We start from the raw sequence: 23,676 nt of genomic DNA on the forward strand, positions 1-23,676 counted from the left end.
TCATAAGGAAAATGCCAGCCAAGCCAAAACCTTCAACTGAGTGCGAAAGAGAGATGCAGTATGAATGCAGATCGTTCGCATAGAGGCAGACGCCGGTGCCGTCCCAGAAGATCAGCTTGATCCGGTCCGTGCGCTTGGCACGGAAGACATAGACCGCACCGCTGAACGGATCGGCGCCCATCGTCTCGCGCACCAGCGCGGCCAGCCCCTCCGCGCCTTTGCGGAAGTCCACCGGCTTTGTCGCCACCATGACCTTGACGGCGCCAGTCGGCCCGATCACGACGTTGCCTTCAACGCACGGATCACCGTCGCAACCGTCCTGGCGTCGGCGCCACGGCCGACCCGCATCGCAACGCCGTCGATCTCCAGCTCGATCACGCCGGCGTCTGGCGCGGCCTTCCGCTTCCGCGTCGATCTCGCGCGCTTCCCCGACGGTTCAGGCTCCGGCGCCGCAATCACCGCCGGAACAAACAATGGCTCCGGTGCCGGCGCTCCCGCCAATGGCTGACGCGCGGCCCGACGCCAGGCGAACAACTGCTGCGGGGACAATGCATATCGCCGGGCCACTGCGCTCACGGTCTCGCCGGCATCGTAGCTTTCCGCCACGATCCGAGCCTTCTCCTCCGGCAACCATTCGCGCCGCCGGCCGGAACCCGTGAAAACCTCGAACCGCCGCGCGGGCTCAGGATCGCTGGATTTAAGCGTAAACTCTGAAATCGTCATGTGTCGAAGCCCTCAAAGGCTCCGAACATCGTCGCTCACGACCACGCGCGAAAGGTGCCGCCGGAACAGCGCTTACGCTCAAACCACTTTCAGGCGTCATTTTGTAGGGCTATAGCGTAAGCGTAGTGATCATCACTATCGGTCGCGGCCCGCCAGTTTCCCCTACAGGAATAAGACCTTGCGGCACGAGACGCACCAGACGGTGTGCCCGCGCCTCTTCCCGGAAGCCGCGCCACACCAGCGGCCTCCCAAAAAGCGAAATTCCCTGAATATGCCGGCTGCCCCGATTCCCCGGGAATTTGCCGATTCGCACACCGTTTGATGGGCCTTTGCCGGCTTGCGCCCTCAATTTTTTTTCGGCCGGCCTCGAAAATGCCTTCTGCCTCCCCATTTTGTTCAACGGCGGTTCAGCTTGCCGGCGCTAAAAGTCGGACAACAGCACGTGGTACAGAAAGGAACGAGGACATGGCCTATGTATACAAGGGCACGAATGGAGATGATTACGTCGTCCAGAACTCCCGCACCGAGGTGGAAATCTACACCTATGGCGGCGATGACGAAATCGTTCTGAACCGTACCGACAGCCGGGGCGGCCTCAACTATGTGGAAGCCGGCAGCGGCAACGATCTCGTGCGCAACAGCTTCGAAGGCGGCAACGATATCTTCCTCGGCTCGGGCGACGACGTCTACAAGCACAGCGGCGCGGCCAAGGCCAGCGGTGAGTATGACAAGGTCAGCGGCGGCGACGGCAACGATCGGTTCGAAGTGAAGACCCTGTCCAGCGACTACTGGGGTGATAGCGGCAACGACACCTTCTACTCGGTCGGCTATCGCAACGCGTTCAACGGCGGTTCCGGCACCGACACGGTCAACTATTCGCTGCAGGATTCCTCCAGCGAGAAGGGTCGCGGCATCTATGTCGATCTCGACAAGGGCTTCGCGAAGGCCGTCGACGGACGCAACGAGGAACTGACGAGCATCGAAAACGCCACGGGCACCCGCTCCAATGACACGCTGATCGGCACCGGCGGCAACAACACGCTGCGCGGCGGCAACGGCAACGACCAGCTGGAAGGCCTCGGCGGCAACGACCGGCTCTATGGCGGCTCCGGCAAGGACATCCTCTACGGCGACAGCGGCAATGATGACCTTTACGGCGACAGCGGCAATGACCGGCTCTACGGCGGTTCGGGCAATGACGACCTTCTGGGCGGTTCGGGCAATGACCTGCTCGTCGGCGACAGCGGCAACGACTTCCTCGTCGGCGGCACCGGCGCCGATACGTTCCGCTTCATCAAGACATCCGACAGCAAGGTCGGCTCGCAGCGCGACGTGATCGACGACTTCAAGCCGGAGAGCGAAGACGACGTCATCGACCTCAAGAGCATCGACGCCGACACCGGCCGAAGCGGTAACAACGCCTTCCACTTCATCGGAAAGAGTGCGTTTTCCGGTGAAGCGGGCGAGCTGCGTTATTCGGGCACGATCATCTCCGGTGACGTCAATGGCGACGGGCGGGCTGATTTCGAGATTGACGCCGGCCTCACACGCTACTATTCGAGCGACTTCCTGCTCTAAGCTCCGCCCCTGGCACAGGGGGCGCTCCCGAGCTTGTCATGCCGCACGCGCCAGCAACGCGTGCGGCATTTCTGTTTCAGGGCCGCGCGGACGGCAGCGCATGCAGCGCCGCGTTCAACCAGCTCCATGCCTTGTCCGATGCAGCCGTATCGACGTCCCCGCGCAGGACGGCGAGCAGCTGCCGGTAGCGGCCCATGCGGCCAGACTGGTTGTCATACTGGGCAAAGTGCCAGTCGAGAAACGCCCCGTCGGGTACGCGGCCCATTGCCCGCGCCGATTCGATGAGCCAGGCGGACGCGATCGCCTGCCCTTCCCTGCCGGTTGGCGGCTGATTCGCGGCGATCGCCGCCTGGATGGCCTCATAGGCGCGCAGCGAAGCCTCCCGATACGCATCCGAATCAAGGGCGCCGTTCCAGAACGCAGCCATCTGCGCCTGCAACTGGCGACCGAAATCCTCGTCTTCGAGCATGCCTGCAAGATCCGTCCAGGCCACGACCTGCTCCGGCGTCGGATCGTCGGGCAGTTCCGGAACGCTCGTTTCGATCATGCGCTGGCGCCATTGCGCATCCATCTTCGCGCTGTCGGCGATTCGATCGACGAATCGCTCGACAAGGGCCTGCATCTGTCTGTTGCTCACATTCGCCATGGTCCAAAGCCTCCTCAGGTCATCATCGGCGGGATTGGGCAGACGAAGTGTTGCACGAAGCACGGCGGCCATGCGCCGTTTGGCTGATATCTCCGCCTCGAGAACATCGAGCCGGGCGCTCAGCACATCCGACAGGGTCAGCCGGCGGGCAAGCAACCGCGCGATGGCGGCAAGGCCGACGCCCGCTTCGCGCAGGGCGCGAATGAGGTCGAGCCGGGCGACATCCGCCTCGCTGTAGATCCGGTAATTGCCGGCCGAGCGATCGCTTGGCGGCAGGAGACCCTTGTCGGAATAGTAGCGGATGCGGCGGACGGATTGCCCCGAAAGCCGCGCCAGTTCACCGATCGTGTAAAACTTCGTTCCCATGGCAGTCCTATTGCGGCCTCCACCCGGTGGAGGGTCAACGGCGTTTCCTTAAATGATTTTTCCCGCCAAACGAAAACCGCCAGCGCCCTTTCGGGCACTGACGGTTTTCTTTCCGGATGCTGGGCCGGCGCTGTGTTTACGTGCGGGCGGCCAGACGGTCGATCGCGTTCTGCGTCGAGGTGCCGAAGTCGCCGTCGATCGGGCCGCTATAGTAGCCGCGATCCCTGAGGATCTGCTGGAACTCCTTGCGGAACTGCGGCGTGAAGTTCGCCGGCGAGCCCTTGAGTTCCTGCAGCTTGCCCTGGTCGCCGCCCTCGACGCTGGCGGCGGCCCAGCGGGCGGCCTCCTTGGCGTTGGCGCGGGTGCCGAGGCCCTGGTCGTAGAGGCGGGAGAGATTGCCCATGGCATAGGTGTTGCCGCCATTGGCCGCCTTCTCGTACCAGTCGCGTGCCTGGGCATAGTCCTGCTTCACGCCGTTGCCGACGTCGTAGAGCCAGCCGATCGAGGCCATCGAATAGTAGTCGTTGAAGGCCGCGGCCTTCTCGTACCACTTGCGCGCCTCGGCATAGTCGACCGCGACGCCGAGGCCGGACTGATAGGCATAGCCGACAGAAGACATCGCGTTGACGTCACCGCCCTCGGCACCCTTCACGTACCAGTCGAGCGAGGCGTTGTAGTCGCGCGCCGTACCGAGGCCTTCGCGGTAGAACCAGCCCATGGTGGCCTGTGCATTGGCATAACCCTGTTCGGCCGCCTTGCGATACCACTTGATGGCCTCTTCATAGTCCTTGCGCGTGCCGTTGTAGCCTTCGCGGTAGAGCCAGCCGAGCGAGGCCTGGGCATAGGGGTTGCCGGCATTCGAGGCCTGCTCGAACATGCGCGTGCCCTTGGCCATGTCGACCGGGCCGTCCGTGCCGTAGATCGAATACCAGGCAAGGTTGGTCAGCGCATAGAGGTTCCCCTCGTCGGCAGCCTTCTGGTAGTGCTCGCGCGCCTTCGGGAAGTTCTTTGCCGCGTCGTGGGCACGACCCAGCATGTTGCGGATCGAGTTGTCCGACGGGGAGGCATTGAGCGCCGCCTCGCAGACCGGGATCGCACGGCCGTAGTCGATCTGCGCGAAGAGCTTTCCGAGGAAGCCCGGGCGCAGGTTCGGTTCGCCGGCAAGTTCATAGCACTGGTCGGCGTCCGAACCGCTGAGGGTCACCGTCGACTGGCTGTTGTCGGTGGTGGTCGTGTTGGTGTTCGTCAGCGAGCTGCTGTCGTTGCGGCCGGTGGCCAGCTTGTCGATGGCAGCGAGCGTCGCGGCGCCGAACTCACCATCGGAGGAACCGCTGTAGTAGCCGCGCTCCTTCAGGAGGTTCTGCATTTCCTTGCGGAAGGCGACCGTGAAGTTGCCCGGGTTGTCCTTTAGCTCCTTCAGCTTGTTGGCGTCGCCGCTTTCGACCGAGGCAGCGGCCCAGCGGACGGCCTCCTTGGCATCGGCCGGTGTGCCGAGGCCCTGGTCGTAGAGGCGAGACAGGTTGCCCATGGCATAGGCGCTGCCGGCATTGGCGGCCTTTTCATACCAGTAGCGGGCTTCGACATAGTCCTGCTTCACGCCGTTGCCGACGTCATAGAGCCAGGCGAGCGAGGCCATCGAGTAGGAATCGCCGATATTGGCGGCCTTCTCGTACCAGACCTTGGCTTCGGCATAGTTCTGCGACGTGCCGAGGCCGTTCTGGTAGGCCCAGCCGAGCGAGGACATGGCGTTGGCGTCGCCGGCGTCCGCCGCCTTGCGATACCAGTTGAGCGACTGGACGTAATCCTGCGAGACGCCGAGGCCCTCGCGGTAGAACCAGCCCATGGTGGCCATGGCGTTGGCATAGCCCTGGTTGGCCGACTGCTGATACCACTTCACCGCCTCGTTATAGTCCTGGCGGGTGCCGCCATAACCTTCGCGGTAGAGCCAGCCGAGCGAGGCCTGGGCGTAGGAATTGCCGGCCGTCGAAGCCTTTTCGAACATCGACAGGCCTTTGGCGACATCGACCGGGCCATCCGTGCCGTAGACCGAGAACCAGGCGAGGTTCGTCAGGGCATACATGTTGCCGAGCTCGATCGCCTTCTCGTAGTTGCGGCGGGCTTCGACATAGTTGCGGTCGGCGTCATGCGCGCGGCCGAGCAGGTTGACGAGCATGCCGTCGGACGGGTTCTCGTTGACGGCCTGCGCGCAGGCGGCGAGTGCCCGCTTGGCATCGATCTTCAGGAAGTTGACACCCATGAAGCCGGGCAGCGACTGCGGCTCGCCGGCAAGAAGGAAACAGTCGCGCGAGGCGGGTGTTTCCTTGCCGGCCACGTTGACGCTCAGGCCTTTTTTGGGCTCCAGCGCGGCAATCAGCGTTTCGGCGTCGCTGCGATGGCGGCTATCGGGATAACGCTCGATGAAGCGCTGCAGGGCGGCGGCGTCCGTTGATTCCTTCAGGGCCTCCCATGCGATGCCGGCCGCATCCTGCCCATCGTTCTGGGTGGCCTCCTTGAGGCTGGCGAGCTTCTTTTCCGCCAGCATCTTGTAGACCGGATCCTTGCCGTGCTTTTCGATGAAGGCGTTGATCAGGTCTTCGTCGGCGAGGTCGCGGATGTTCTGCCAGTCGGCAGCCGCTTCGGACTGGCCGTTGGGCGAGATCTCCTGCGTGTTGCCGCTGTTGGTGACGTTGATATTCACTTCCTTGATGTTCAGGAAGATCTGCGCGCCGCCGAGCGAACCATAGACGAAGGGTTCCTGCTCGCGGTTGGTGGCTTCCACCACCTCGTCGCGCACCTTGCCGAGCGCGATGCGCACGTCGAGGCCCGGTTCCGTCAGGTATTTCGAAAGCGCGGTGGCAAACGGGCTGTTCTTGCCCTCGCCGTCCAGCGCCACCGTGCCGGCCTTGGAGGCGAAGGCGATCAGCGTGTCGGCCGATTCGGGCTCGACCCGGGCAAGGCCGCGCGTGACGGCGCGGGTGCCGATCGAGCGCGTCATCGAGGCGGAGAACGGGTTGTTGCGGCAAGCATCGAGGATGAAGAGCTTGAGCTTCTTGGCGCCCTCCAGCGAGCGCTGCACGCGGTCGATGGCGACGCTCTCGTCCTCGACGTCGCGGTCGCTCTTCAGCGCTGCATCGACGGGGATCAGGTAGTTGATCCCGTTCATCTCCATGGCGTGGCCGGAGTAGTAGACCACGGCCATGTCCGCATCGACGGACTCGTCCTCGAACTCGCGCAGCGCCTTCACCATGGCGGAGCGGTCGAGATCCAGAACGGTCTTGACGGAATCGAAGCCTGCGCTCTCGAACGAGGCGCGCATCAGCTCCACATCGTTCGCAGGATTGTTGAGCTGGGCGGTCTCTTCGTATTTCTGATTGCCTATCAGCAGTGCAACGCGCTTCGCCTCTGCGGCGTTCGCGTTGAACACGACGACAGCAATCGAGACGAAGAGGACCGGCGCCCAGCGTCTCTGTATTTGCTTTCTCATGCCCTTCCCTCCGGCATTATTGCCGAGAGTATTACGTATGGCCCCCACCGTTTCAATGTGCGGGCGGCCGGATTTTTTTGGTCCGGCCGCCGAAAGGTCACGCTGCGGCGATCTCGACCCAGCGGCTTTCGCGGAAAGATTGCGCCATGGCATGCACCGACTTCTCGATGCGCAGGCCGTGGTTGAAGTCGATGGAATGCGAGGCCATGCCCGCGATGGCGGCAATCAGCTCGCGGCACTCGATGATCTTGAGATCGTTGAAGCCTAGGCCATGGCCGGGGGCCGGAATGAACCGGTCATAGGGCTTGTGGTGCGGGGCCGTCAGGATTGTGGAAAAGCCCTGCTCGGTCGCGCGACCGTCCACCGTATAGAGCTGGAACTCGTTCATGCGCTCCTGGTCGAAAAGGATCGACCCCTTCGAACCGTAGATCTGCAGCGCGATGCGGCCCTTGCGTCCCCAGGCCGAGCGGTTGGCCATCAGCACGCCGGAAATGCCGCCGGGAAGGCGCATCAGCACGCTGGCGATATCGTGGTTCTCCACGGCGCGGCGGCCGCCCTCCTTGAGCGGACGGTCGGCATAGGGCTTTGCCAGCGAGGCGATCACCGCCTCGACATGGCCGAACAGGCTCCAGAGCAGCGAAAGCGGGTGCACGGAAAAATCGTCGAGCGCGCCATACCCGGACGAAGCCTCGCTTTTCCAGTAGAACGGCGCCTCGGGATCCGCCATGAAATCCTCGTCCATCTCGACGCGGACATGGTTCACCGTGCCGATCACACCTTCGTCGATGAGCGAGCGGATGTGCCGCAGGACCGGGTTCTGGATATAGTTGTAGCCCATGACCGCGACCTTGCCGGAAGAACGCTGGGCGGCAAGCATGCGCTCGGCATCGGCCAGCGCCGGCGCCATCGGCTTTTCGCACCAGACGTGTTTTCCCGCTTCCAGCGCGGCGATCGCCATCTCTGCGTGGAACTGGTTCGGCGTCGTCACCGAGATCACGTCGACTTCGGGATCGGCAAGCAGCGCGCGCCAGTCGGCAGTGGATTTCGCAAAGCCGAATTCGCGGGCGCGGCTGGCGGCAAGCTCCGCATTGGCTTCCGCCAGATGCACGAGACGCGGGCGCTCAACATCGCCGAAGACCGCGCTGACATTGTTCCAAGCGAGCGCATGGCACTTGCCCATGTAGCCGGTACCGATCAGTCCTATTCCCAAGGCCTTCATGCCGTCTCCTCCACCTGCCGGGGTTGCCTTTCCACGCGAATGCGGCCGCAAAACCGTTACGCATTCGCGCCGGATTTGCTCTATATCTCGCCGCATGGCGTCTTCGGCTCCATGCATAGCGGGAAAGATTTGGAACGAAAACTATCCTTTCCGGAAATATGGAATATTTATTTCGTTTGTCGCAGAATGGCCGCACGAGGGAGGATAGAACCATGAACAGCACCGAAGCGGCCCTTGCGCGTGTACCGCGCGATTTCGACAGCCTGCGCAGCGTCATCATCGAGCGCAAGGTGAGCATGCCCAAGCGCCTGGCGCAGGTGGCGGCCTATGCGCTTTCCAACCCGGACGAGATGGCCTTCGGCACCGCGGCGAGCATCGCGACGGCAGCAGACGTGCAACCTTCCACGCTGGTGCGCCTTGCCCACCATCTCGGCTATGAAGGCTTTTCCGATCTGCAGAACGTCTTTCGCGCCCGGCTGCGCGACCGTACGCTCTCCTACGAGGAGCGCCTGCTCTCCCTCGAGGCGGGGCCGGCATCCAACAGCGACACGGAGCTGCTTTCCGGCTTCCTGACCGCCGCCAGCCAGTCCGTCGCGCGGCTTGCCAGCACCATCGACGGCGAAACCTTTTCGAGATCGGTCGATCTCCTGGCGCGGGCCGAGACGATCTATCTCGTTGCCAAGCGCCGCTCCTATCCGCTGACGGCGCATATCGCCTATGCTCTCGGCAAGCTCGGCATCCGCCATCAGATCATCGCCTCGCCGAACGGCATCGATGCCGAGATGGCGCAGTTCGCTACCGGCAAGGATGCGGTGATCGCCGCGAGCTTCGCCCCCTATGCCGCCGAAAGCCTGACGCAGGCACAGGAACTGGCCGCCCGTGGCGTGCCGATCGTCGCCATCACCGACTCGGTCTTCTCCCCCCTCGCCGCGTCGGCCACCCACTGGTTCGAGGTTTCCGAGGCAGACTATGCCGGCTTCCGTTCGCTCTCGGCCTCCATGGCGCTTGCCATGGCGCTGCCGGTCGCCATTGCCGAGAAGCGGCGCAGCCTCATGCGATCCTCGAAGTGAAATGCTGCAGAATGGAAACGGAATGAATATTCCGAATTGACATAATAATGGAATTCATGTTTCATTTTCTTCACGGACCGCCGCACTCCGAATGACGGCGCCGCGAGACCGGGAGGAAGACATGCCGCACACTGACCGCGACCAGGGCCAGGACAAGACGCTCGACGTCATCACGATCGGCCGCTCGTCCGTCGATCTCTACGGCCAGCAGCTCGGCACGCGCCTGGAGGATACCGCCTCCTTCGCCAAATCCGTCGGCGGCTGCCCTGCCAACATCGCCATCGGCACTGCCCGCCTCGGCCTAAAGTCTGCACTCATCACCCGCGTCGGCGACGAGCAGATGGGCCGCTTCATCCGCGAACAGTCCGCCCGCGAAGGCGTCGATGTCGATGGCATCAAGACCGACAAGGCGCGGCTGACGGCGCTCGTGCTGCTCGCCATCGAGGCCGAAGGCATCTCGCCGATGATCTTCGTGCGCACCGACTGTGCCGACATGGCCCTCGACGAGGGCGACGTCGACGAAGCCTTCGTACGCTCCTCCCGCGCGGTTCTCGTTTCCGGCACGCATTTTTCCCGCCCCAACACCGAGGCTGCCCAGCGCAAGGCGATCCGCATTGCCAAGGCGAGTGGCGGCAAGGTCATCTTCGACATCGACTACCGCCCGAACCTCTGGGGCCTTGCCGGCCATGCAGAAGGCTTCGAGCGCTATGTGAAGTCCGATCGTGTCTCCGCCATCATGAAATCCGTGCTGCCGGATTGCGACCTCATCGTCGGCACCGAGGAAGAGATCATGATCGCGTCGGGCGCCGACGACGTGCTTTCGTCACTGAAAGCCATCCGTGCCGTCTCGGCCGCGACGATCGTGCTGAAGCGCGGCGCCATGGGCTGCATCGTCTATGACGGCCCGATCTCCGACGATCTGGAGGACGGCGTCGTCGGCCAGGGTTTTCCCATCGAGGTCTACAACGTGCTCGGCGCGGGCGATGCCTTCATGTCGGGCTTCCTGCGCGGCTGGCTGAAGGGCGAGGATCACAAGACCTCCGCCACCTGGGCCAATGCCTGCGGTGCCTTTGCCGTCTCGCGCCTGCTCTGCTCGCCGGAATATCCAAGCTGGGATGAGCTGACCTACTTCCTGGAAAACGGCAGCAAACACCGGGCGCTGCGCAAGGACGAGGCGATCAACCACATCCACTGGGCGACCAACCGCAAGCAGGACGACATACCGCTGCTGATGGCGCTTGCCTGCGACCATCGCATGCAGCTCGTCGACGTCGCCGACGAACTCGGCGTGCCGCACGAGAAGATTTCCGAATTCAAGCGCCTGACCGTCCAGGCCGCCGCACGGGTCGCCGACGGCCGCCCCGGCTACGGCATGCTGATCGACGAGCGCTTCGGCCGCGACGCCTTCTTCGACGCGGCGACCCAGAACTTCTCGTGGCTCGGCCGGCCGGTGGAACTGCCGGGCTCCAAGCCGCTGCGCTTCGAGTTCAGCCAGGATATCGGCTCGCAGCTCGTCGAATGGCCGCTCGACCATTGCATCAAGTGCCTGTGCTTCTATCATCCCGACGATCCGGCCGCGCTCAAGACGGAACAGCAGGAGAAGCTGCGCACGCTTTTCGAAGCCGCGCGCCGCGTCGGGCGTGAACTGTTGATCGAGATCATCGCGGGCAAGAACGGGCCGCTCAAGGATGATACGGTGTCGAGGGCGATGCAGGAGCTCTACGATCTCGGCATCAAGCCGGACTGGTGGAAGCTGGAGCCGCAGGCGTCCAGCCGCGCCTGGGAGAACATCGAGACCGTCATCGCCGAAAACGACAGCTATTGCCGCGGCATCGTGCTGCTCGGTCTCGAGGCGCCGACGGAAGAGCTGGTGAAGGCCTTCGAGGCGACCAAGGTGGCGCCGGCCGTCAAGGGTTTTGCCGTCGGCCGCACGATCTTCGTCGATGCCGCCCGCGCCTGGATGGCGGGAAAGATCGACGACGAGGCGGCGGTGTCGGATATGGCCGACCGCTTCCGCGCGCTGACCGACGCCTGGCTGCGGACCCGCGGCCTTTAAAGACAGGGCAATCCCGGAAGACCCGAGGCGGTTCGCCCGGTCAGGGATTGCGGCAAGCAAGAGAATTCGGGAGGAACACCATGGCAAAGACGATCCGGCTGACGATGGCGCAGGCCATCGCACATTTCCTGAAGGCACAAATGACGGTCGTGGACGGCAAGACGGTACCGATCTTCGCCGGCGTCTGGGGCATTTTCGGCCACGGCAACGTCGCCGGCATGGGCGAGGCGCTGTACCAGGTGCGCGAAGACCTGCCGACGCTGCGCGCCCACAACGAACAGGGCATGGCGCATGCCGCGGTCGCCTTCGCCAAGGCGAGCTTCCGCCAGCGCTTCATGGCCTGCACGACCTCGATCGGCCCCGGCGCCCTGAACATGATCACCGCTGCCGGCGTCGCCCATGTCAACCGCCTGCCGGTTCTGTTCCTGCCCGGCGATGTCTTCGCCAACCGCATTCCCGATCCCGTCCTCCAGCAGATCGAGAACTTCGGCGACGGCACCGTCTCCGTCAACGACGCCTTCCGCTGCGTCTCGCGCTATTTCGACCGCATCACCCGGCCGGAGCAGATCATCCCCGCGCTGAAGCGCACCATGCAGGTCCTCACCGATCCGGTCGATTGCGGCCCGGTGACGCTTTCGCTCTGCCAGGACGTGCAGGCCGAAGCCTATGACTATCCGACAAGCCTCTTTGCGCAGAAGGTCTGGACGCAGCGCCGGCCGCGCCCGGACAGCGACGAGCTAGCCGCCGCCATCGCCACGCTGCGCAAGGCGGAAAAGCCGCTGATCATCGCCGGCGGCGGTGTGCTCTATTCGCAGGCGACCGCCGAGCTGAAGGCCTTTGCCGGCATGCACGGCATTCCGGTCGCCGTCACCCAGGCTGGCAAGTCGGCGCTGCCGGACGACCATCCGCTCTGCATGGGTTCGGTCGGCGTCACCGGAACCTCGGCCGCCAATGCCTTTGCCGAGGAGGCGGACGTCATCCTCGCCGTCGGCACCCGTATGCAGGACTTCACCACCGGCTCCTGGGCGCTGTTCAAGAACGATGCCGTGACGATGATCGGCCTCAACACCACCGCCTTCGACGCCGCCAAGCACAACAGCAAGCCGCTCGTCGCCGATGCGCGCGAGGGCCTGACGCTGCTCTCCGAGGCGCTCGGCGGCTGGAAGGCCCCGGCAGCGGTGGAGGCGGCCGCAAAATCCCGCAAGGCTGAATGGATGGCCGCCGCCAACCGGGCAACCGCCGCCACCAATGCGGCCCTGCCCTCCGATGCGCAGGTCATCGGCGCGGTGCAGCGGTCGATCGGCGGGGAGAATTCGGTTCTCGTCTGCGCGGCCGGCGGCCTGCCGGGCGAATTGCACAAGCTGTGGCAGGCCGTGAAGCCGGGCGGCTACCACATGGAATACGGCTTCTCCTGCATGGGCTACGAGATTGCCGGCGGCCTCGGCGTCAAGCTGGCGCGGCCGGAGGCCGATGTCGTCGTCATGGTCGGCGACGGCTCCTACATGATGATGAACTCCGAGCTGTCGACCTCCATCATGCTCGGCCAGAAACTGACGATCGTCGTACTCGACAACCGCGGCTATGGCTGCATCAACCGGCTGCAGATGGCGACTGGCGGCGCGAACTTCAACAACCTCCTGAAGGACTCGATGATCGAGATGATGCCGGATATCGACTTCCGGGCGCATGCCGAAAGCATGGGCGCGGTCGCCGTCAAGGTCTCCTCCATCGCCGACCTCGAGACGGCCATCCAGCAAAGCAAGGGCAACGACCGCACCTCCGTCATCGTCATCGACACCGACCCGCTGATCACCACAAAGGACGGCGGCCACTGGTGGGATGTCGCGGTTCCCGAAGTGAGCGCGCGCGACGAGGTCAACACCGCGCGCGAGGCCTATGTGAAGGCGCTCGAAGCCCAGCGGATCGGCTAGGACAGACAACGCTCTCCCTCGCTTCGGTCATCCTCGGGTCAAATCCGGGGATGACCGAAGCGAGGGAGGGAGCAACAAGGACAAGGGAGGCCGTTGCCTCCCGCAAGGAGACGATAATGAAAGCCAAACTCGGCATGTCGCCCATCGCCTGGTGGAACGACGACCTTCCGGAGCTCAGCGACGACGTATCCCTGGAAGAATGCCTGCGGCAGTCGCGCAGCGCCGGCTTCACGGGCATGGAGAAGGGCCGCCGCTTTCCCGAGGACCCGGCCGTCATGCTGCCCATCCTGCGTGCGGCCGACGTGACGCTGTGCGGCGGCTGGTTCTCCGGCACGCTGGTCGACGAGGCGCTTTCGGCCAACAAGGATCGCATCCTGCCGATGATCGACCTGTTCAAGGCGGTCAATGCGCCCTGCATCGTCTATGGCGAAGTCGGCCGCTCCATCCAGGGCGACCGCTCCAAGCCGCTCGCCACCAAGCCAAAACTCTCCGACGACGAGATGAAGGCCTATGGCCGCCGCGTCACCGAATTCGGCGAATGGTGCGCTGACCAGGGCATGCCGCTGTCCTATCACCACCACATGGCCGCCGTCGTCGAGACCGAACCGGAACTCGACGCCTTCATGAAAAATTCGGGCGAAGGCATTCCGCTGCTGCTCGATGCCGGCCATCTCGCCTTTGCCGGCGGCGATGTGCTGCGCGCCATCGACAACCACCATGCCCGCATCAACCATGTGCATGTCAAGGACATCCGCCGTTCCGTCGTCGACGGGCTCGACCGCACGAAACAATCCTTCCTTGATGCCGTGGCACTGGGCGCCTTCACCGTTCCGGGCGACGGCTCGCTCGATTTCGGCGCCATCGTGCAGCGTTTCGCCGACTATGGCTATGAAGGCTGGTTCGTCGTCGAGGCCGAGCAGGACCCGCGCACGGCACCGCCGCAGAAGATGGCCGAGGTCGGGTACGCGGAATTGATGCGCGTCATGACGGCGGCGGGTTATACCGTGGAGACGGAAGGGTTTCCGAAAGGATAACCCTTCCCCCGATGCCGACTGAAAGGAAGAAACCCATGTCGACCCTGCTCATCAAACCCGAAGGCTACCATGGCCGCGTCAGCCATGTGACACCCGAAAGCGCCGGCTGGACCTATGTCGGCTTCGACGTGCACCGCATGAAGCCGGGTGAAATCCTGGCCGCCGAGACGGGAAGCCGCGAGGTCTGCCTCGTGTGGATCTCCGGCAAGGGCAAGGCGACGGCGGCGGACCAGGATTTCGGCATCCTTGGCGAGCGCATGAGCCCGTTCGAGGGCGCGCCGCATGCACTCTACATCCCGGCCGATTCCAACTGGTCGGTGACGGCGGAAACGGATCTCGAACTTGCCGTCTGCTCGGCCCCGGGCGGCGGCAACCACAAGGCCAAGGCCATTCCGCCTGGCACGCATCCAAAGGTCAGCCGCGGCAAGGGCTCGAATGTCAGGCATGTCCACAACATCATGCCGGAAGACGACAATTCGGCCCATTCGCTGCTCGTCGTGGAGGTGATCACGCCGAGCGGCAACACCTCGTCCTACCCTTCGCACAAGCACGACCAGGACAATCTTCCGCACGAAAGCTTCCTGGAGGAAACCTATTACCACCGCCTCAACCCGCCGCAGGGTTTCGCGTTCCAGCGCGTCTATACGGACGACCGTTCGCTCGACGTGGCGATGGCGGTGGAGGATGGCGACGTGACGCTGGTGCCGAAAGGCTACCATCCCTGCGCCACCATCCACGGCTATGACCTCTATTATCTCAACGTGATGGCCGGGCCGAAGCGCGTGTGGAAGTTCCACAACGCCAAGGAGCACGAGTGGCTGCTGGCGTAGGTGCCGCCTACCGCTTCCACTTGCGCGTCAGGCCCCAGGCTTTCGCAATCTCCAGCGTCGAGGAAAAGCCGGCTTCCAGCATGAAGGGTTCGATGGCAGCGGCGTAACCGCCGCCCTCGCCGCGCTCCACCGGCGTGCCGTGACGCATGCCGTCGATCTCGTGGAAGGTGACGAGCGGCTTGCCCTCCTTGTCGGGCCAGATGCGCGTGCGACGGCCCTTCATGCGCTTTTCCACGAAGGCCTCCTTCGGCAGGCGATAGAGGTCGCGCCATTGTTCGACCAGCGCGAGGCCGTTCGACAGCGCAACGGTTTCGTCCGCCGTGCCGTGCCAGATCGAGATGGCCGGCTTGCGCGCCATGCGCGGGGAGACGGCGCGCACCAGATCGCTCCATTCGCGCGGGCTCCTTTCCGGCGCCTCGCCCATGGCATCGAAGGCGCGGGTGGCGTCGCGCGCGGCACCGAAGGGCAGCCCGGCGATGATCGCACCGCCGGCAAAGAGCTCGGGATAGTTGGCGAGCATCGCCGCCGTCATCGCGCCGCCGGCGGAAAGACCGGTGATGAAGATGCGCTCCGGATCGCTTGTCGCGCGTTCGGCCGTATGGGCCACCATCTGGCGGATCGACATCAGCTCGCCGCGGTCGCGCGTCACCTCGCTCGGCCGGAACCAGGTGAAACAGAGCCGCGGATTGTTCACCTCGCGCTGCTGGGCATAGACGACCGAAAAGCCGCGCTCTTCGGCAAGCGACGCCCAGCCGGCTGCCCGATCATAACTTTCGGCATCCTGCCGGCAGCCGTGCAGCACCAGAACGAGCGGCCGGCCGGCCGGAAGCCCCTCCGGAATATGCTCGAACATCAGAAGGCAGCCCGGATTGCTGCCGAAGCCGGTGACTTCGACGAGCCCGGAGGAGCCGGCCGGACGGCGACGGGTGGCGGGCGCCTTGCGCTCCGGACTGCGCTGGAACGGCCAGAACAGGTCACCCAGCCGCGCTTCGGTCGGCAGCAGCCGTTCGACCGATCGCTTGAAGCGGTCCCGCATGCTTGGCCTCTCTTTCGTGGAATTGCTCATCGTCAGGTTACTTGCTCATCCGGCGCGGCAGGATCAAGGCAAAACGGGAAAAATGCGGGGGACGGCTCATTCTCCAGACTCATGAGGGCATTCATAAATAGCCAAAGCGTTTGCCGATCCGGTTCGTTCCCGGCCTTTCGGAGAGGGGCAAGCTGATGTAGCACTTCTGCAACGACAAAACCGCGACAGGAGGACATCCATGAGCGAGCATCACAGCGCCACCCCACAGCAGGCCCGCGCCAAGATGGCGCCCTTCGACTGGGCAGACCCCTTCCTCCTGGAGGACCAGCTCACCGACGAAGAGCGCATGATCCGCGACACGGCCCGCGCCTATTGCCAGGACAAGCTCGCTTCGCGCGTCACCGAAGCCAACCGCCACGAGATCTTCCACCGCGAGATCATGAGCGAGATGGGCGAACTCGGCCTGCTCGGCCCGACGGTTCCGGAGGAATATGGCGGCGTCGGCGCCAACTACGTCTCCTACGGCCTCGTCGCGCGCGAAGTCGAACGCGTCGATTCGGGCTACCGCTCGGCCATGTCCGTGCAGTCCTCGCTCGTCATGCATCCGATCTTCGCCTTTGGCACGGAAGAGACCCGCAAGAAGTACCTGCCGAAGCTCGCCTCCGGCGAATGGGTCGGCTGCTTCGGTCTCACCGAGCCCGACCACGGCTCGGACCCCTCCTCCATGATCACCCGCGCCAAGAAGGTCGATGGCGGTTACCTCATCTCCGGCGCCAAGAACTGGATCACCAATTCGCCGATCGCCGATGTCGCCGTCGTCTGGGCGAAGTCCGACGCGCATGACAACAAGATCAAGGGCTTCGTACTGGAGCGCGGCATGAAGGGCTTCGAGACGCCGAAGATCGAGGGCAAGTTCTCGCTGCGCGCCTCGGCGACGGGCATGATCATGATGCAGGACGTCTTCGTGCCCGAGGAAAACCTGCTGCCCGAGGTCGCCGGCCTTGCCGGTCCCTTCGGTTGCCTCAACCGTGCCCGCTACGGTATCGCCTGGGGCGCCATGGGCGCCGCCGAATTCTGCTGGCATGCCGCGCGCCAGTACACGCTCGACCGCAAGCAGTTCGGCAAGCCGCTCGCCGCCACCCAGCTCATCCAGAAGAAGCTCGCCGACATGGAGACCGAGATCGCTCTCGGCCTGCAGGGCGCGCTTCGCCTCGGCCGCCTCTTCGACGAGCACCGCGCCCCGGCCGAACTCATCTCGCTGATGAAGCGCAACAATTGCGGCAAGGCGCTCGACATCGCCCGCGTCGCGCGCGACATGCACGGCGGCAACGGCGTTTCGGACGAATACGGCGTCATCCGCCACGTCATGAACCTCGAGGCGGTCAACACCTACGAGGGCACTCACGACATCCACGCCCTTATCCTCGGCCGTGCCCAGACGGGTCTCCAGGCCTTCCAGTAAGCCATTCCGGCTTTTCCGGCTCCGACGGCCGCTTGCTCGAATGCAAGCGGCCGTCTTCACGTTTTGTCCATCCCGTTTCGGTACACTCGGTCACGAGCCACAGGAGCGGGAGGGAGCCATGCCCCTCGAACACATCCACGACCAGCTTCGCCTGCGCCACCCCAAGCGCAGCTTCGTCCAGTATCGCATCGACAGGCCGGGCTTCGTCACGCCGATCGGCCATCACCTCAGCACGGCGATGCGTTACACCTGCCTCATCCGCAGCATTTCCAGCGCCGGCGCGGTGCTTTCGATCAACAAGGCGCTGACCCTGCCGGAGAACTTCTATCTGGAGATCCACGGCATCCGCGACGAGATCCCCTGCACGGAGTTCAAGCGCGACGGCGAAGAGCTGGTGGTGCGCTTCAACATGTTCCTCGATGCGGATTTTCTCGACCTCGTGCTCGGCCGGGCACCCCAGGACCACGACGCCTGAGCGGCGGCTGTGCCGAAAAGCGGAACACTTAAACTTTTAAGCATTTGTTTTAACGAAACAAAATAATCGCCTGCGACACTCTGCCCGTCTCTGTCGGACATGACGTCCTCTTTGGGAGAAAGCGGCAATGAGTGACGACGCAAAGCAGCGCATAGGCGCAGGCCTCTACGAACGGAAATGGGAACGGTTCGCGGTCAACCGGCAAGGCATGCTGATGACGGTCGGTTTCGACCTGATGGCGCCCAAGACACGCACATGCAAGCTGATCGACATATCGCTCGGCGGCGCGAGTTTCATCGTCAACACGACGATCGGCCTGCCGCTGCACTACTACCTTTCCATCGTCGGTGTCACCTCACGCATCGGCTGCGCGGAAGTCTACCGCAACGACAACCGCATCGGCGTGCAGTTCATCAAGGAGATCGACGAAGAACTCCTGCGCATGATCGTGCGGTCGGATTACTTTACCGGCGGCATTACCGGCCGCCTCAAGCAGCCGGAGCGGCGTTACATGACGGGCGTGGAGAAGAAGGCCGGCATCGGCTCGGCAGCCAACTGAGCGTTTCCCCGCCCCGCATTATTGGCTAGGCTGCCGCCGGGAAACCGATTCCGGCGGCGTGGTCTTGCGGCGCATCGGCAGCGGCCTCCCGCATCCGTGTCGATCGATCCCAGCAGGTCCCATGTCCGCATTCTCCCGCTTCACCGCCCTCGCCCAGTCCCTGCCCGCAACGGTGCCCTTCGTTGGGCCGGAAGCCATCGAGCGCAACCGCGGCCTGGCCGTGCGCGCCCGCATCGGCGCCAACGAGAGCGGCTTCGGCCCGGCACCGTCCGTGCTGGAGGCGATGAGCGCCGCCGCCGGCACCACCTGGATGTATGCCGACCCGGAGAATTTCGAGCTACGGGAGGCGCTTGCCCTGCATCAGGGCATTTCGCGCGACAACATCGCCATCGGCGGCGGCATCGACGGGCTGCTCGGCGAGATCGCACGGCTGGTCATCGAGCCGGGCACGCCGGTCGTCACCTCGCTCGGCGGCTATCCCACCTTCAACTATCATGTGAACGGGTTCGGCGGACGGCTCGTCACCGTGCCCTATGTCAACGACCGGGAGGACCTCGACGGCCTGCTCGAAGCCGTGCGGCGGGAAAACGCGCCGCTGGTCTATTTCGCCAATCCGGACAATCCGATGGGAAGCTGGTGGGACGCCGACAGCGTCGTCTCCTTCGCGCGGGCGCTGCCGGAAACGACGCTGCTCATTCTCGACGAAGCCTATGGCGAGACGGCACCGATGGGCACCATTCCGGCGATCAGTGCACTGATCGGCCAGCCGAACATCCTGCGCATGCGCACGTTCTCGAAGGCCTACGGCCTTGCCGGCGCGCGGATCGGCTACGCGATCGGCACGCTCGGCAATGCGCAGGCCTTCGACAAGATCCGAAATCATTTCGGCATGGCCCGGATTTCGATCGAGGCGGCACTCGCCGCGCTGAAGGATCAGGCCTACCTTGCGGACGTCATCGCCCGTATCGCCGCGTCCCGCGAACGCATCTCGCAGATCGCGCGGTCCAGCGGCCTCGCTCCCCTCGCCTCCGCCACCAATTTCGTCACCATCGATTGCGGCCGGGACGGCACCCACGCCCGGGCCATTGTCGATGGTCTGATGGAACATGGCGTCTTCATCCGCATGCCGGGCGTCGCCCCCCTCAACCGATGCATCCGCATCAGCGTCGGGCCGGAAAACGATATGGCGTTGCTCGAGGAAGCGTTGCCGCAGGTTTTGAAGCAAATAGCGAACAGTGAATAGCAAATTGGAGCGTTGCCGTTTCCACGGTCTTCTTGACGCTTGCCTATTCGCTGCTCCCTGTTCGCCAGTCGCCTGTCAATGAACCGTCATCCACTCGCGGGCGGCGCGCAGCGCCAGGGCGAGGTCGGTCTTCGTCATCGTCGCGGCAAGGTCGGCGCGCAGCTCCGCGGCGCGTTCGCAACCCTTGATAGCGGCGATGTTGAGCCATTTGTGCGCCTGTACCACATCGACGGCGCAGCCGCGGCCGGTGGCATACATGAGGCCCATGTCGCAGAAGATTTCGGCGCGGTTCTCGCCGCCCGTCATGGCGGCCGTTTCGGTGTTCTGAAAGTCAAAGCGTGCCATTTCGATTGTCCCTGTCTACCTGGTTTTCTGCTCGTATTGTCCTGTTTTACCTGCCCTTTCGGGCCTCTTCCGGCGCCTACCGTCTTGTGCGGCCTTGGTCTTCCGTCAGAGTTTTGCCGGCGGGTTTTCCCTGCTCGTCTTATGGCTCCACTATGCCGCGGGCCTTTCAAAATGCGCTTAAAATGCATGCTTAATTTGAGACAAACAAAGTCCAAACGCTTGGTAAAATTGGGTTTTCGTTAAACATCGAAAGCGCTGGAAACCGCGGCATTTGCTTCAAAATTTACCGATTGTTCAACCGCCGATTTCAACCTTTCGCTAACCACGCAAACCGGTCGGATTTTTCCAGGGCGCATTTTTCCACACCGCCAGCATCAAAGACCGCGCACGAATCCGCCTTTCCAGCATGTTTACTTTTACGTTCGCGTAAGACACTATTCCCACCGCATTCTGGAGGAGGAAGCACATGAACCTGAAGACATGGATCGCCGCGGCATTGCTCGCCGTTCCCGGCACGGCCCTCGCCGCCGAGCCGATCGAGGGCAACTGGAAGACCGCCAGCGGCGAGACCGCGGCAATCGCCAGATGCGGCGGCAGCTTCTGCATCACATTGAAAACCGGGAAATTCGCCGGCAAGCGCATCGGCAAGCTGGACGGCGCCGGCGTGGACTATTCCGGTTCGATCACCGACCCGGCCGCGGACAAGACCTATAGCGGCTCCGGCGCGGTCAGCGGCAATTCGCTGAAGATGAAGGGCTGCGTCCTGAAGGTGCTCTGCAAGTCGCAGACCTGGTCGCGGCTTTGAACGGACAGGGGTGAAGAAACCGGCCGGCGCCCCGGCGCCGGTATACCCGCCCGACTGCGGCTCTGTGCAGAGGCCCTCCGCCCTTGCCGGCGCCGATTTGCATTCCCGGATGAAAACAGCGGCCTTTCAGGCCGAACACGGCTTCAGAACCGCTCGGTGTATGCCAATCGCCTCGCGTGATGGGCGACGGCATTCTGGACATGCGCCGCGCCTGCCGCCGCTCCGCGCGGCCTGCTCCCTCCCCCCTTTTGGCGCGATCACAGCTTTCCTGAACAGGAGATGAACCGACCTCTCAGGGAGCGTTCAGTCCCGCAATGCGACAAGGGCCACACTGAAACATTTCACTGAGGGACGACACCATGGACATCCTCGCACGCCGCCTGACGATCATCACCCTGCTGATGGCCATTTTTGCGATCATGCTCGCCGCCGCGGTCGAAACCGACTACCGCCGCAGCACGCACAACACCACGGGCAAGCTCGTCGCCTGCATGGCGCCGGACATGTGCCGCGCCTCGCTCTGATCCTTTCCCCAAGACGCCGGAACACGCCGCGATGACGACCGCCCTGACCCATACCTGCGCCACGGCCCTGCGCATTCTCGCCCTCTCGGCGATGCTGATCACCCCGGTCGGCGCGCTCGCCTGGAGCAATGCCGGCGGCCTCGGCATCGAAAAACAGGGCGCAGGCCTCGTGCTCTTCGTCACGCTCCAGCGCCAGTCGATGAGCTGAGAATACGCTTTCCCCTTCTGCCGTCCGTGCTAAACCGGTCAGGCCAGCGCATAGCCCTTCGGTAAAAATCCGGGAGCGGGCCGAGCGCAGATCGAACGCCTGCCCCTGGAGCCCGGATGAAATCCCTTCTCGTCTTTTCCCTTGCGGCCCTTGCCGAGATCGCCGGATGTTTCGCCTTCTGGGCGTGGTGGCGGCTCGACAAGTCCATTCTGTGGCTCGTGCCCGGCATGGTCTCGCTCGCGCTTTTCGGCTGGCTGCTGACGCAGGTCGACAGCGCCTTTGCCGGCCGCGCCTATGCTGCCTATGGCGGCGTCTATATCGCCGCCTCGCTCCTCTGGCTCTGGCTTGCCGAGGGGCTTCGCCCCGACCGCTTCGATGCGGCGGGCGCGGCGCTGGCGCTGGTCGGTGCCGGCATCATTCTGGCAGCCCCGCGCTAGGACCGATCGACATTCAGCCCGTACCGGCCTGCAAACGGCACGGGTTGAATGTCGATCGGTCCTGAGGCTTGCGGGCGCGCTGAAGTTGTCGTTTGCTTGTCAAACAACAACACTTATAGTGATTCATGAGCAAACGAATCTTCTCCCCCAGGCCCCTTTCCTTCGCAACGCCCGAGCCCTATGAGCCCCGTTCCTTCGAGGATCCGGTGGCCGCGGTCGATGCCCTTCAGGCCCTTTACGACCGCAACACGACCTTTCTGACGAATGCCTTCGTCTCGCTCGGCAAGAACGGTACGCCCGACAAGCGGTTCCGCGCCTGCTACCCGCAGGTCTCCATCGAGACGACCAGCTTCGGCCATGTCGATTCCCGGCTCTCATACGGCTATGTCGCCTCGCCCGGCGTCTACACGACCACCATCACCCGTCCGAAGCTCTTCCGGCACTATCTCAAGGAACAGCTCGGCCTCCTGATGCGCAACCACGGCGTTCGCGTCGTGGTATCGGAATCGACGACGCCGATCCCGCTGCATTTCGCCTTCGGCGAAGGTGCCTATGTCGAGGCGGAGATCGCCGAGGGCATCGAGCTGCCATTGCGTGATCTCTTCGACGCGCCGGACCTCACCACCACCGACGACGAAATCGCCAACGGCGCCTATGAGCCCGGTCCCGGCGAGCCCTCGCCGCTCGGGCCGTTCACCGCGCAGCGCATCGATTATTCGCTCGCCCGTCTCAGCCACTATACGGCGACGAGCGCCAACCATTTCCAAAACTTCGTGCTCTTCACGAACTACCAGTTCTATGTCGACGAGTTCTGCGCCTGGGCGCGCCTGCAGATGGCCGAAGGTGGCAACGGCTACACGACCTTCGTCGAGCCCGGCAACATCGTCACGCCCGCCGGCGCCGACAAGCCGGAGACCGATCTGACGCTCGCCCGCCTGCCGCAGATGCCGGCCTACCATATCAAGAAGAAGGGCCATGGCGGCATCACGCTCGTCAATATCGGCGTCGGCCCCTCCAATGCCAAGACGATCACCGACCACATCGCCGTGCTGCGTCCGCATGCCTGGCTGATGCTCGGCCATTGCGCAGGCCTCAGGAACAGCCAGACGCTCGGCGACTACGTGCTCGCCCATGCCTATGTGCGCGAGGACCACGTTCTCGACGACGACCTGCCGGTCTGGGTGCCGATCCCGGCGCTGGCGGAGGTGCAGGTTGCGCTGGAAAGCGCCGTGGAAGAGGTGACAGGCCTTGAGGGCTATGACCTCAAGCGCATCATGCGTACCGGCACCGTGGCGACGATCGACAACCGCAACTGGGAACTGCGCGACCAGCGCGGCCCCGTCAAACGCCTCTCCCAGTCCCGCGCCATCGCGCTCGACATGGAATCCGCGACCATTGCCGCCAACGGCTTCCGCTTCCGCGTGCCCTACGGCACCCTGCTCTGCGTGTCCGACAAGCCGCTGCACGGCGAACTGAAGTTGCCGGGCATGGCGACGGCATTTTACCGGACGCAGGTGAACCAGCATCTACGGATCGGCATCCGGGCGCTGGAGAAGCTCGCAGGCATGCCGACGGAGAAGCTGCATTCACGCAAGCTCAGGAGCTTCTTCGAGACGGCGTTTCAGTGACGTTGTTGTGAGCAGTCGCGCCTTGG

22 protein-coding genes are annotated in these 23,676 nt (G+C 64.0%); 15 read left to right on the forward strand and 7 right to left on the reverse strand.

Annotated features, from left to right (window positions below):
* Both tnpB and AKG11_RS29730 read right to left on the reverse strand, forming a co-directional pair.
* Window positions 1-250, reverse strand: a 250-nt coding sequence (gene tnpB, locus AKG11_RS29725) for an IS66 family insertion sequence element accessory protein TnpB (protein WP_371260166.1), incomplete at its 3' end; no start/stop codon positions are given.
* Window positions 251-276: 26 nt separating this feature from the next.
* Window positions 277-723 carry an IS66-like element accessory protein TnpA gene (locus AKG11_RS29730; RefSeq protein WP_050746558.1) on the reverse strand — a complete coding sequence of 149 codons (447 nt, stop codon included), beginning with the start codon at window positions 721-723 and terminating at the stop codon, window positions 277-279.
* A gap of 465 nt (window positions 724-1,188) precedes the next feature.
* Here AKG11_RS29730 and AKG11_RS29735 point away from each other — a divergent pair, with 465 nt between their 5' ends.
* Entirely contained in the window at window positions 1,189-2,301 is a 1,113-nt protein-coding gene (locus tag AKG11_RS29735; RefSeq protein WP_023515466.1) for a calcium-binding protein, read from the forward strand.
* Window positions 2,302-2,377: 76 nt separating this feature from the next.
* Here the strand turns inward: AKG11_RS29735 and AKG11_RS29740 are convergent, their stop codons facing one another.
* The 3 genes from AKG11_RS29740 to AKG11_RS29750 all read right to left on the reverse strand — a co-directional run bounded on the left by AKG11_RS29740 (window position 2,378) and on the right by AKG11_RS29750 (window position 8,016).
* Window positions 2,378-3,313 carry a MerR family transcriptional regulator gene (locus tag AKG11_RS29740; RefSeq protein ID WP_050746559.1) on the reverse strand — a complete coding sequence of 312 codons (936 nt, stop codon included), beginning with the start codon at window positions 3,311-3,313 and terminating at the stop codon, window positions 2,378-2,380.
* Between the two features lie 136 nt (window positions 3,314-3,449).
* Entirely contained in the window at window positions 3,450-6,797 is a 3,348-nt protein-coding gene (locus AKG11_RS29745) for a caspase family protein (RefSeq protein WP_023514735.1), read from the reverse strand.
* 97 nt (window positions 6,798-6,894) lie between these two features.
* The gene (locus AKG11_RS29750) at window positions 6,895-8,016 is read right to left on the reverse strand and encodes a Gfo/Idh/MocA family protein (RefSeq protein ID WP_050746560.1); all 1,122 of its coding nucleotides are present in this window, start codon (window positions 8,014-8,016) and stop codon (window positions 6,895-6,897) included.
* Window positions 8,017-8,228: 212 nt separating this feature from the next.
* Here AKG11_RS29750 and AKG11_RS29755 point away from each other — a divergent pair, with 212 nt between their 5' ends.
* From AKG11_RS29755 to iolB, 5 genes are all read left to right on the forward strand, one after another.
* On the forward strand, window positions 8,229-9,086 hold the full coding sequence (locus AKG11_RS29755; RefSeq protein WP_023513771.1) for a MurR/RpiR family transcriptional regulator: 858 nt from the start codon (window positions 8,229-8,231) through the stop codon (window positions 9,084-9,086).
* 121 nt (window positions 9,087-9,207) lie between these two features.
* A complete protein-coding gene (gene iolC / locus AKG11_RS29760) occupies window positions 9,208-11,142 on the forward strand; it encodes a bifunctional 5-dehydro-2-deoxygluconokinase/5-dehydro-2-deoxyphosphogluconate aldolase (RefSeq protein ID WP_050746561.1) in 1,935 nt (644 codons plus the stop codon).
* An 80-nt stretch (window positions 11,143-11,222) separates the two neighbouring features.
* Entirely contained in the window at window positions 11,223-13,073 is a 1,851-nt protein-coding gene (iolD, locus tag AKG11_RS29765) for a 3D-(3,5/4)-trihydroxycyclohexane-1,2-dione acylhydrolase (decyclizing) (protein ID WP_050746562.1), read from the forward strand.
* Window positions 13,074-13,189: 116 nt separating this feature from the next.
* The gene (gene iolE, locus AKG11_RS29770) at window positions 13,190-14,107 is read left to right on the forward strand and encodes a myo-inosose-2 dehydratase (protein WP_050746563.1); all 918 of its coding nucleotides are present in this window, start codon (window positions 13,190-13,192) and stop codon (window positions 14,105-14,107) included.
* A gap of 35 nt (window positions 14,108-14,142) precedes the next feature.
* Window positions 14,143-14,937, forward strand: a complete 795-nt coding sequence (gene iolB / locus AKG11_RS29775) for a 5-deoxy-glucuronate isomerase (protein WP_050746564.1) — start codon at window positions 14,143-14,145, stop codon at window positions 14,935-14,937.
* A 7-nt stretch (window positions 14,938-14,944) separates the two neighbouring features.
* On the opposite strand, the gene AKG11_RS29780 is transcribed toward iolB, so the two are convergent.
* Window positions 14,945-15,973, reverse strand: a complete 1,029-nt coding sequence (locus AKG11_RS29780) for an extracellular catalytic domain type 1 short-chain-length polyhydroxyalkanoate depolymerase (protein WP_050746565.1) — start codon at window positions 15,971-15,973, stop codon at window positions 14,945-14,947.
* Window positions 15,974-16,202: 229 nt separating this feature from the next.
* Between AKG11_RS29780 and AKG11_RS29785 the strand changes: the two genes are divergently transcribed.
* The 4 genes from AKG11_RS29785 (at window position 16,203) to AKG11_RS29800 (ending at window position 19,703) form a co-directional block, all read left to right on the forward strand.
* The gene (locus AKG11_RS29785; protein WP_023513777.1) at window positions 16,203-17,426 is read left to right on the forward strand and encodes an acyl-CoA dehydrogenase; all 1,224 of its coding nucleotides are present in this window, start codon (window positions 16,203-16,205) and stop codon (window positions 17,424-17,426) included.
* A gap of 118 nt (window positions 17,427-17,544) precedes the next feature.
* The gene (locus tag AKG11_RS29790) at window positions 17,545-17,901 is read left to right on the forward strand and encodes a hypothetical protein (protein ID WP_050746566.1); all 357 of its coding nucleotides are present in this window, start codon (window positions 17,545-17,547) and stop codon (window positions 17,899-17,901) included.
* A 127-nt stretch (window positions 17,902-18,028) separates the two neighbouring features.
* Window positions 18,029-18,460: a PilZ domain-containing protein gene (locus tag AKG11_RS29795; RefSeq protein WP_023512392.1), complete on the forward strand. Its 432-nt coding sequence runs from the start codon at window positions 18,029-18,031 to the stop codon at window positions 18,458-18,460.
* Between the two features lie 121 nt (window positions 18,461-18,581).
* Window positions 18,582-19,703, forward strand: a complete 1,122-nt coding sequence (locus AKG11_RS29800) for a pyridoxal phosphate-dependent aminotransferase (protein WP_050746567.1) — start codon at window positions 18,582-18,584, stop codon at window positions 19,701-19,703.
* 75 nt (window positions 19,704-19,778) lie between these two features.
* Here AKG11_RS29800 and AKG11_RS29805 read toward each other — a convergent pair whose 3' ends face one another.
* Complete coding sequence (locus AKG11_RS29805; RefSeq protein WP_024270734.1) at window positions 19,779-20,048, reverse strand: SEL1-like repeat protein; 270 nt, start codon at window positions 20,046-20,048, stop codon at window positions 19,779-19,781.
* 466 nt (window positions 20,049-20,514) lie between these two features.
* Here AKG11_RS29805 and AKG11_RS29810 point away from each other — a divergent pair, with 466 nt between their 5' ends.
* From AKG11_RS29810 to AKG11_RS29820, 5 genes are all read left to right on the forward strand, one after another.
* Entirely contained in the window at window positions 20,515-20,853 is a 339-nt protein-coding gene (locus AKG11_RS29810; RefSeq protein ID WP_050746568.1) for a DUF2147 domain-containing protein, read from the forward strand.
* Between the two features lie 359 nt (window positions 20,854-21,212).
* On the forward strand, window positions 21,213-21,377 hold the full coding sequence (locus AKG11_RS34810; protein ID WP_023516590.1) for a hypothetical protein: 165 nt from the start codon (window positions 21,213-21,215) through the stop codon (window positions 21,375-21,377).
* Window positions 21,378-21,408: 31 nt separating this feature from the next.
* Entirely contained in the window at window positions 21,409-21,585 is a 177-nt protein-coding gene (locus AKG11_RS35215; protein ID WP_023516589.1) for a hypothetical protein, read from the forward strand.
* 116 nt (window positions 21,586-21,701) lie between these two features.
* Window positions 21,702-22,022 carry a YnfA family protein gene (locus AKG11_RS29815; protein ID WP_023516588.1) on the forward strand — a complete coding sequence of 107 codons (321 nt, stop codon included), beginning with the start codon at window positions 21,702-21,704 and terminating at the stop codon, window positions 22,020-22,022.
* Window positions 22,023-22,147: 125 nt separating this feature from the next.
* Window positions 22,148-23,650: an AMP nucleosidase gene (locus AKG11_RS29820; RefSeq protein ID WP_050746569.1), complete on the forward strand. Its 1,503-nt coding sequence runs from the start codon at window positions 22,148-22,150 to the stop codon at window positions 23,648-23,650.
* Window positions 23,651-23,676: the final 26 nt, after the last annotated feature.

The sequence above is a fragment of the Shinella sp. SUS2 genome, assembly GCF_001262505.1.
In the GTDB taxonomy this organism is placed as follows: Bacteria; Pseudomonadota; Alphaproteobacteria; order Rhizobiales; family Rhizobiaceae; genus Shinella.